Below are 9,724 nucleotides of genomic sequence, written 5' to 3'. Positions count from 1 at the left end.
AAAGACGAACCGCCGTCTTGCGCTTCTCTTCCTGCGCCGCAGGGTGTAGGGTTCTGGCATCATCTTTTTTCATGCATCAAATCATAGCACAATGTGGATCTATTTGATTGCCGGGTTAATATCCCTGTCTCTGATGTCGTTATGCTTTTCGGTGCTGGCGGCAGTGATGGCAGCTCGCATCAGGTTATCGGCAACTATCGTGTCCATGCCATCCAAAAAATATCGGGCGGACAGAACGCTGTATCCCAAGACAAGTGTCAGAACGATCGTTGTAAACGCAAGGATCAGAGATCCCCGGATACTGGTGTTAAGTTTGGTCATCGTTATTTCTCAAGGCAAAACCGAAGCCGGGTACAGTCTGGATTAGGGGAAACAGAAAACCAGCATCGACTGCCTTGCGAACATGGTGAATATGAACCTTCAGAGTATTGCTGTCAGGTAGGCTGTCTCCCCATACGGTTGCCTCCAGCTTTTGCCGTGGTACTGCTGCCGGTGCCTCTCTCAAAAGCATCTCCAGCAGTTTCCAGCCAGTGGGAGATAGCTTCAGGATGCGGCCTGCACGACTTGCCTCTCGTTTATTCAGGTCCATTTGCAACTCGCCATACAGTAATATCCGGGCCTGGCCACTCCGGCGGCGAGTTAAAGCGCGTACGCGAACTACCAGCTCGTCAAGCTCAAATGGCTTGGTCAGAAAATCATCGGTTCCGGAACGAAAGCCATCCAGTTTGTCCTGAAGTTGGTCCCGGGCAGTCAACATCAATATCGGGATATCATGCCCTATATCCCGCAATTTCCGGCAAAGCGTCAGTCCATCAAGTCTTGGCAGGTTGAGGTCCAGCAGGAGTGCATCATAGTCGTGATCCGTAAGGAGTTGGAGTCCTTGTACGCCATTGCTGGCGTGATCACATCGGATCTCCTCCAGCTCAAGGTACTGGACCAAGGTGGTGGCCAGGTCGTAATCATCCTCAACTAACAAAATATCTAGCATGGCTCATAGTTTCCTACGTCGTTCGACTTGCCGGATGTCAGTCGGTTTATACGATTGGTGATATCCTCCTGGATAGTGACAAGGGAGGGTATCAGAATAAGTGTGATTACAGTCGCGAATACTACGCCATAAGCCAGTGATACCGCAGCAGGAATAAGGAACTGGGCTTGCATGGAAGTTTCGCTTAGTATCGGTATGAGCCCTGCAAACGTGGTCGCCGATGTGAGCAGCACCGGCCGCAGGCGACCAATGCAAGCGACTATCATTGCTTGTTTGTGATCTTTGATTTTCCGGACTTCCTGATTGTACTGACTAACCAGTAGCAGACTGTTGTTCACAACAACACCGCTGAGCGCGATTACACCATTAAAGGATAGTATGCTCAGAGGCAAATCATTCAGCCAGTGACCAAGAATGGCCCCCACGATGCCGAAAGGAATGGCGGTCATGATGACGATTGGCTGGATATAGGATTTTAATGGAACGGCCAGCAACATATAGATTGCCAATAGTGCCAGTAAAAACATGGCCACCATCGAAGAGGAGGATTCCTGCTGCTGCTCCGCTTCGCCACCAAACTTGATATCCAGGCCGGGATACTGATTTTGAAGATCATTTGCAATGGTGTTTTGTAGGCTCCGGACAAGTTCGGTCACCGATCTGGCTTCCTTGTCTACATCAGAAGTGATATATATTGCCCGTTTTCCATCTATACGGGTAATGCTGTCCCGGGAAAAACCATAAGTTACTTCTGCTACGGCGGAGATTGGTACGACATCACCGGAGGGCGTCCGGATTTTTGCCTTTAGTACATCGGCCGCGCTGCTCCTATCCGACTCCGGATAACGTACCTTTACTTCTACTTCATCTCCGCCACGCTGGTAGCGCTGAACGATCTGGCCGCTGAATGCCTGGTATAATTGGGCAGCCAGATCATCGGTTGTTATTCCCAGGACTTTTCCCTGATCCGTCAGCTTCAGGTTGAGCTGAGGCTGAGTTGGCGTGAGATTGTCGTCGAGGCCGCTGATTGCGCCGATACTCTGAAGATGCTCCTTCAATTCCGTTCCGGCTTGGGTAAGCACGTCATCGTCGCTTGATCGAAGTTCAATACGCAGGGCGTCAACCATCATTTGACGACTTTGAATGCTGAGGGTTTTTACGCCCTCGGGATTTCCGGCAAGCGCTCGCCAACGACGGGTAAACTCATCTAGCGTATAAGGCGCGTTATCTGTCAGTTCGACAGTTACTGAGCCGCTTTGATCAGCTTCGGAGATGACCTGCAGGTTAGCAATGGCTATTTCCTTATGACCGCTATCTTCTCTCAAAGCTTCGTCAAGCCGAAATGCCTGTGCTTCAAGTTGACGCAATGCGTTATGGGTCAGCCCATAACTTGCATCTTTATGCATGGTTAAATTGGCAGTTACAGTTTGAGCGGGCACATCCGGGAAAAAACTGATCCTCACCGTGCCATTGAAAGGCATGGCAATGACCAGAAACAGTACACCAATACCGAACAATACCACCGCATAGCGGTGGGTTATTGTTTGCCCGACAAGAGGTTTGTAAATACGATTATTGAAAGAAGACAGGATTCCATTCGCACCGTTCTGTATTCTTTGCCATCGGCGAGAGGCCCAGTTTCCGCGTTCGCCATTGCGGTGCGTGTGAAGGCGGGATAGGTGAGCAGGAAGGATAAGTTTAGACTCCACGACTGAAAATAAAAGGCAGATAGTCACTACTACCGCAAACTGCGCGTATAGCTGACCAAGCATACCAGTGGTTTGCGATAATGCCGCAAAGGCGGCCACGGTAGTAAACGCTCCGAACAGAGTCGGCACAGCTACCGCCATGGTGCCTTTAATGGTGTTCGTCAATGTATCGCCATACTTTTCTCGTGTGGCATAAATGCTCTCGCCCACAACCACTGCATCGTCCACCACGATCCCTAAAGCCATGATAAATCCAAATGTGGTGAACTCATTCAGGGACAGGTCAATAAAGCTCATGCCCATGAAAAAGAGAGTTCCGAAGAAAATGAACGGCAATCCCATCGCCACCCAGAAAGCCACCTTGAAGTTCAAAAAAATTGCCAGCAACAGGAATACCAGTACTATTCCCATCAGGGCATTTTCCACCAGCAGCTTCAACCTGCTGGAGATGTTCTCGCTACTATCACTCCAGCTTGCCAGATTTACCCCCTCCGGCAGGGTCCCGTTCTCCCGCCATTTTGTGATGACATCTTCCGCGGCGGCAACCGTTTTCAGGATGTCATCGTCCCCAATACTGATTACAGCTAGTGCGAGACTGTTTCGGCCATTAAATCGGGACAACACAGGTGTGGTGTCATTGAAGGTATCGCGAATACGTGCCACATCACCTAAGGTGACGATCCCGTGCCGAGCTGTACTTATTAACGGAATCCTGGCAAATTCAGTGGCGTAGTAAGCCTGCTCTGATGCTTTGATTTGCAGATACAATCGCTCATGACGAAGGATCGCCGTCGAGGTATTCGAAGAAAACCGATTGATGGCATCCTGCACGTCTGTCAAGGACAAATCATAAGCTTGGAGCCTGGATTCATCTATCTCGATCGCCATCACTGGATCAACCCAACCGGAAAAGGTCACACGACTGATATTTCGCTGTGACAGAAGGTCTGCCTTCAGTCGGTTGCCCAGTTGCTGGAGAGTTTCGCGGTTGACATCGCCATAAAGTTGCAGTGTGATGGCATGGGATTCCCGCAAACCTTTTTCAACTAACGGCTTTTCCGCATTTGCCGGAAAGTTCGAAATACTATCAACCTTGTTTTTGACATCCCCAAGCAATGTATCCAGGTCGTAATCTGTGTGTCGCTTGACCGTTACCGTCACGCCTTGGCTATTGGAGATGGAGGTAATACTTTTGATGCCGGTAACACCTTCAAGGGCATCCTCAAGTTTGATGGCAACACCTTCCTCGCTTTGCTGGGCGGAACCACTGAGATAGGTTACAGAAACTGTGATACTCTCCGGATCGGCTGCTGGAAAGGCTTCCTTGCGCAAGTCGCCAACGGTCGATAGACCAGCAACGATGATGAGAATAAGAAGCAGGTTGGCAGCCACTGGGTTGGCTGTAAACCAGGGAATCCATCCTCTATAATTGTATTTTTCACTCATCAGTCAGCTCCCTCTGAGTAACGACTTTCATCCCTTCACTGTAACTACTTAGTGGCTGCACCAGGACCTGTGCTTTTTTGCTGCCATTAGGCGGCTCTACGTAGATATACTCTGCATCCGAAAAACGGATGCCAGCTACATGGGATTTCAGAAGATTCTCGTCGTTTACGATCCAGATCTCGCCACGTTGGCTCAGCGCCGATGAAGGCAGCTTCCACAGATCAGCAACGACTTTACCCGGAATCTCTGCATTGAGAAATGTTCCAGGGTACAGGGGTGTACCTTGACTTAGTGGGCGATCCACAGTGACGATCAAAGATCTCTGACGAGTATTTGTGTTCAAATTCTTTTCGATGCGAGATACTATCCCGGTCCAGTAATCGCCGGTTTCGACTTGTTGAAGATTTACCAATCTATCTCCAGAAATCAGCTCTGCCTCATCAGGCAGAAGCATCCAATCATTCGCCGACAACGGAATCGCGACTTCCACTATATCGGCGCTTAACAGTTGTCCAATCTCATTACCAGCCTGTACGTAACTCCCAGGCGCAATTTCCCGGCTCACTACAATGGCGTCGAACGGCGCCTTAATCTGAGTGCTGGCCAGATTTTTTTCTGCAGCCGATACGGCTTGTTCTGCGCTATGCAATGCTGCTCTGGCAGCGGCTAGTTGCGGCTCACGCAACACCAGGGGTGAGATCGGCTCGCCCGTCAACCCGGATGATATCCATTCTTGTTGCGCCTGTTGCAACTCTTGCTGTTCTTCTAAATAACTGACATGAGCACGGGCCAGTGTTTCACGGGCAGATTCCAGTGATGCTCTAATTTCGCTGTCTTCTAAAGTTGCGAGGATGGTACCAGCAGTAACCAACCTGCCGGATTCAAAGCTGTCATATACCTTTATTACCTGTCCGCTGACACGACTATTCAGTACCAGGTCAAACTTTGCATGGGCGCCACCGATGCCTTTGACATAAGCTTGGTAAGTAGCGGTGGTGACCTCAACCACGGCAACAGTTGGCCTTTTTGTGTCTTGTGCTGGAGGTGTCAGTTGCATGGTTTCCCGATACTCGGACATTTTTACAACGTTATAAGTAATGACGGTGATGACAAATACTGCAGCCAATAACAGTACAATAATTCTGTTTTTTTTTCGGCTCATTCGGTGACTCCTAAGCCCAAGGCAAGTGCCAGTGTGATTCGGTTATCAAGGCGATTGAAAATAAGCTTCTCAAGCTGTTCTTCCAGGTCGTAGGTTTGTCTTTGCATATCCAGTAATTCCAAGATAGTGGCTTTACCGGATTGGTATTTGTACTGATAACGCGTCAATGTAAGGCGCTGCTTTTCCAGGGCTTGTTGTATATAGCTCTGCCGTTCTGCAAGAGCATTCTCGCGAGCCAGCGCATTACGGACTTCCTCAACCGCTGTCAGCAGGGTTTCTCTATAGTTATGGTATTGAATAGCACTCTCAAGAGAGGCGATTTCGGCAGCGGATCTTAGTTTTCCACCCTGAAACAGTGGCGCAGTCAATTGGCCCAGCAAAGACCAAACAGGATCAGTCAATAGAGCATCTCCAGGGGAAACCGCAATGTCTTCCAGAGCTGCCTGTACATCTATCCTTGGAAGCAGGTTCTTGTAAGCAACACTGGCGTCTTTTTCAGCTGCCACAATGGCATGCCAGGCTGCTTGTAAATCCGGTCTTCTAGCCAGAGTCTGCTCCGGCAATTCGGTCAGTGGTTTTTCTACCTTTGGGTATTCGTCCGGCACCTGATATGGATCGTCGGTCACACGACCCAGCAGGCTGTTTAGTGCACGCTCACCCTCACGAATTGACTGCTCCATCTCGCGTACGGAAGCACGCGTGCCGAGCGTTGAGCTGCGAGCGCTGTCAAGATCGTCCAGCGTGCCTAAGCCTCTCTGATACCGTTGCAGGATCACTTCCTCGTTCCTTTCAAAGATGCTCAGCCTTTGCTGTTCTATTGCTAAGGAACGTTTTTGCGAGACCAGGTTTAGCCAGCTACTCATCGTTTCGGATGCCAGCGTATCCCTGGCTGCTTGATAAATAGCATGTTGCTGGAAAAGGCTTTGTTCTGTTGCGTTAATACCGTCTTCAATCTGTTGCCACAAATCCAGTTGCCACTTTAGTGTCAGTGATCCTGTGTATTGGCTTTTGGAATCCTCGCTATTACTTACACTGAATCCAGATTCCAATTCCGGGTAACGATCACTGCGATTCTGGCGTAACTGGAGCTGGCTCTGCTTAAGTGCCAGGAGGGTTTGCTGTAGCCCGGGATTATTGTTCAAAGCCTCGGAAACCAGTGATTGAAGTTCCTGGCTGGCTATCAGTTCGGTCAGACGCGTGGCAGAACCATTCAACTCATCACTTGACCAGTTTGGCACCGTCATGGGTATGTGGCTTGCCTGAGAGGAATAATCCTTCTTATCACCAATGCTGGTACAGCCTGATAGCATTGCTAGTACCAAGAAGATCGAAAGCAGAAGGTAAGAAGGCATGGCTTATGTCCACCAGCGATAGAGTATTTTGAACCAGATGGACAGCTTATGGGCTGAGAGGGTTAAAGAAGGGTTAAAATCTCAATGTCACCAATCCTTTCTGTTGAGAGAACGCGATAAATACCTTTAAGAAATTCAGGTATCGACCAGTTATTATTGATTCCCGCTTTCAGCATGTGCTGGATTCCCGCTTGCCTGGGAATGACGGCCTCCGGTCAAAGCAGGAAATCCATTTTTCTGGAAGTCCCCGTGGAAGTGAGCCTCTCTCGCGAAGAAGGGACTGCACAAATCCTTGGTGCTGCTACGTGGACAATTTTTATTTTTCTGACGCAGGCTGCTTCTGGAGACGGAGATATGCTTTTGGTTTTTGCGATCTGCAGTGGTGTGTTGCTGGGTGCCTGGTACCTGGCGCGACCGATGCCCAGATTTTGGCGTCTGGGTTTTCTGACGGCGGTGGCTTTGCTGTTGGCAGGAATGACCCTGCCGCCGGAGGTGATCCGTGAGTGGGCGGCGCTGGTGTCGAGTTGGTGGCCTTGGTCCGGAGAGGCGGATCTGGTCACGCGGCAGACCAGTGCATGGGCGCACCTGATACTTTTTGCCCTGGTCTCGGCCTGGTTGTCCTGGTGGCGTGCGGACCTGGGGGCATGGATGTTGCTGGTTCTGTTGGTGACCTTATCGTTCGGTACGGAGGGCTTGCAGTTGCTGGTTGACGGGCGCTATGCCTCGTTGGGGGATGTGGGTATCAACATGCTGGGCGCTGGAATCGGATTTTTGTTGTTTTGGCTGACACCAGGGCGAGCCAATGCATAGCACCGGGACGTGAAGGTTCATTCTCTGGCAGGTTGCCATGGGCACGATGCGCATAGAGCATTGTAAATCCTGATGAATTAAATGGTTTTTTCAGTGATGCATCGTGGAGTCAGAATAGAAAAGTCTGATGGAGGGCTTGTTGCGAGAAGATGAGATCCAGTGGCTGGCTTGATACCGGGATGCCACCACTTTGGATCTTTTTGGGAAGTTTGAGGTGTTCTCCCAACTTACTATTGTCATTAAATCCAGTTTATCCCAGAAAGATTATTCACGACTGGGCAGGTCTCTGGCCTGGACCGTAATGAGAGCCATGGGAGGTTACTGATGAATATGCTTATTTTGGCAGTGGCAGGGATTGCATCGCTGTTGGGATTTTTGGCGGGATTTCTTATGGCGGCAGTGCTGATGGTGGGGCGTTCTTCGGAGGATTCCATGGGCGAAAATGCCGATTTTCGGGCTGGGAGGGAAACCGGTCCGGCTGCTTTGGTCAAACCTTTGAGCCGCGTGGATAACGTGGTTTCCAATCGACGGTTACACCCCGTCTCATTGAGGCGCGGTGCTTGATGACAATGCGAGGTTCCATCGATGTTGACTCCGTGATGTGTGGTGCAGCCAGCGCCTGTACCGTGTATCGGGGAACTCGTGAACAGCTTTTGAAATTGGGGTTGATTCCTTCTGATCTGTTTCGCCGGGCCAAGCCCGCTGAAGGGTGTTCGTTTCAAGGCCAGTACTTTGAACTCCTCCCCTTGGGGAGTCAGCTATGGGAACTTCGATTCTGGCATGAGCGATTCGAAGAACCCGAGGATGACGAGGCTATCATGGCGAATTTGGGGCAGTCGCCCCAGATGACCCAGGACTTGAAGGAGCTGGGGAAAATACTGGAGAGCTATCGTCGCCATGGTTATCTGGAGTTGTCAGAACGGGTACGCCTGGAGCAGCTTACCGGGCGTCTGCACTCCGCCGGATGACTGGTAATTGACTTTTCTCACCACGGCCGACTGTGCCTGAACTCCCATGCCGCCAGTTTTGCGGCCTTCGGATTGCACGCCGTTTTATCAAAGTGAGCCACCGCTAGCTGGCGATCTTCTCTTACGCGATCCGATAGGCCGGTTTCGGAGCATATTGGGTTAACCCTTCAATCTAATGCTGTGGCATGGCCGGGGGAAAGCCTGGTTGCTCGCCCGATATCTCGCGATGCCTGCCTGATTTTACCAAAAGTCTCTGAGCCAGATCAGTCCAGATTTTCAATCTGGCTTGTATTTAATTTTTTAATCAGAGCTGATTTTTTAATAGCTTTAGAATTGGGGATGGTTCCATTACGGGTCTTTTATTTTTGAGTATTTTGTAATTTTCTTAATAATGGTGTGGGCAATATGATTCTGAGTGATTTTAAGTCTATTTCCCATAAATTCCCGAGGTCGAGTTATGATATGTTTGAATTGGAAGCGGGTTGGATCATCCTTTCTGGTCGGGACTTTAGTGATCGCTTCTCAGGTGCAGGCTGACACTGCTACATCCGAATTGGACGCAGTTGCAGGATTGGCTCCCGTGCTGACTTTGGAGTGTACGGAGGTTAATTTGGGAGTCTGGCGTGTGCCAGTTAGATCTGGTGGAGTAACTACAGTTACACTTGATGCTGTTACTGGAGATCACCTCCTAGATGGTGAAACATCGGGAGTTTCGGTTTCTGCTGGCTATGAGCCCAGTCGGGGGGTATGTACGATAAGTGGTTCTGCCGCGGCTGATGGCGCGAATGCTACTTTCTCCCTCTCAGGTCATGCCAATATGCCTATGATCGGGGATGCAGATGTATTTGGTGGTGCACTGGGTGCTGGAGACGGATCTGGCTTTCAGGCAACTTTAACGCAGGCCAGTCCCACTTGTAGTATTAGTGCAGGAGGGTGTCAACTATATTTGGGTGGGATATTGACTATACCTGGAGATATCAGTGCAGAGCATTATGGTGGCTACAGGACTGCTAGCCCTGCAACGGTTACAGTTAATGATGCTGTTTCAGCTTTGTAATAAATAAAATTCCAGACTTTTCGGGTTTTTATTTTTCTGACTTTTTTCATTTTGATGGGTTTGGCAGGGAGAGCGGGAAATTGCAAATATTCTGCTCTGCCTGTCATTTTTGGGTATACGGATTTAATGGTTGATGGGGCACCTTCACCCCACCAACCTGATACCACCCTCAGATGGTTGATAGATCGACCCCGTAGTTGAGTTCCTCTGCGAAGTCCGGCAGTCCGTAACC

General features: G+C 49.9%; 9 protein-coding genes. 3 read left to right on the top strand and 6 right to left on the bottom strand.

Going from position 1 to position 9,724, the window contains the following annotated elements; translation table 11 throughout:
• Positions 1 to 99 precede the first annotated feature (99 nt).
• Genes CKO35_RS16910 through CKO35_RS16890 form a run of 5 tightly spaced genes read right to left on the bottom strand, consistent with a single transcriptional unit; the run spans position 100 to position 6,657 of the window.
• Positions 100 to 321: a hypothetical protein gene (locus CKO35_RS16910; RefSeq protein WP_200177289.1), complete on the bottom strand. Its 222-nt coding sequence runs from the start codon at positions 319 to 321 to the stop codon at positions 100 to 102.
• Positions 308 to 988, bottom strand: a complete 681-nt coding sequence (locus tag CKO35_RS16905; protein ID WP_200177288.1) for a response regulator transcription factor — start codon at positions 986 to 988, stop codon at positions 308 to 310. The genes CKO35_RS16910 and CKO35_RS16905 overlap by 14 nt, the downstream gene beginning before the upstream one ends.
• Positions 982 to 4,143 (bottom strand): efflux RND transporter permease subunit, encoded by a 3,162-nt coding sequence (locus CKO35_RS16900; protein ID WP_200177287.1) that lies wholly within the window; start codon positions 4,141 to 4,143, stop codon positions 982 to 984. The genes CKO35_RS16905 and CKO35_RS16900 overlap by 7 nt, the downstream gene beginning before the upstream one ends.
• Positions 4,136 to 5,305 carry an efflux RND transporter periplasmic adaptor subunit gene (locus tag CKO35_RS16895; protein WP_200177286.1) on the bottom strand — a complete coding sequence of 390 codons (1,170 nt, stop codon included), beginning with the start codon at positions 5,303 to 5,305 and terminating at the stop codon, positions 4,136 to 4,138. The genes CKO35_RS16900 and CKO35_RS16895 overlap by 8 nt, the downstream gene beginning before the upstream one ends.
• Positions 5,302 to 6,657 carry a TolC family protein gene (locus CKO35_RS16890; protein WP_200177285.1) on the bottom strand — a complete coding sequence of 452 codons (1,356 nt, stop codon included), beginning with the start codon at positions 6,655 to 6,657 and terminating at the stop codon, positions 5,302 to 5,304. The genes CKO35_RS16895 and CKO35_RS16890 overlap by 4 nt, the downstream gene beginning before the upstream one ends.
• 249 nt (positions 6,658 to 6,906) lie before the next feature.
• Between CKO35_RS16890 and CKO35_RS18390 the strand changes: the two genes are divergently transcribed.
• The 3 genes from CKO35_RS18390 (at position 6,907) to CKO35_RS16875 (ending at position 8,435) form a co-directional block, all read left to right on the top strand.
• Positions 6,907 to 7,467, top strand: a complete 561-nt coding sequence (locus CKO35_RS18390; RefSeq protein WP_200177284.1) for a VanZ family protein — start codon at positions 6,907 to 6,909, stop codon at positions 7,465 to 7,467.
• Between the two features lie 324 nt (positions 7,468 to 7,791).
• Positions 7,792 to 8,031 carry a hypothetical protein gene (locus CKO35_RS16880; protein WP_200177283.1) on the top strand — a complete coding sequence of 80 codons (240 nt, stop codon included), beginning with the start codon at positions 7,792 to 7,794 and terminating at the stop codon, positions 8,029 to 8,031.
• A gap of 254 nt (positions 8,032 to 8,285) precedes the next feature.
• On the top strand, positions 8,286 to 8,435 hold the full coding sequence (locus tag CKO35_RS16875) for a hypothetical protein (protein ID WP_200177282.1): 150 nt from the start codon (positions 8,286 to 8,288) through the stop codon (positions 8,433 to 8,435).
• 999 nt (positions 8,436 to 9,434) lie between these two features.
• Here the strand turns inward: CKO35_RS16875 and CKO35_RS17815 are convergent.
• The coding region (locus CKO35_RS17815) for a hypothetical protein (RefSeq protein ID WP_207143895.1) at positions 9,435 to 9,724 on the bottom strand (290 nt) is incomplete at its 5' end.

The sequence above is a fragment of the Ectothiorhodospira shaposhnikovii genome, assembly GCF_016584105.1.
Taxonomy (GTDB): Bacteria; Pseudomonadota; Gammaproteobacteria; order Ectothiorhodospirales; family Ectothiorhodospiraceae; genus Ectothiorhodospira; species Ectothiorhodospira shaposhnikovii.
The sequence above is the reverse complement of the archived record's forward strand: the minus strand, read 5'-3'. Positions and strand labels throughout refer to the sequence as shown.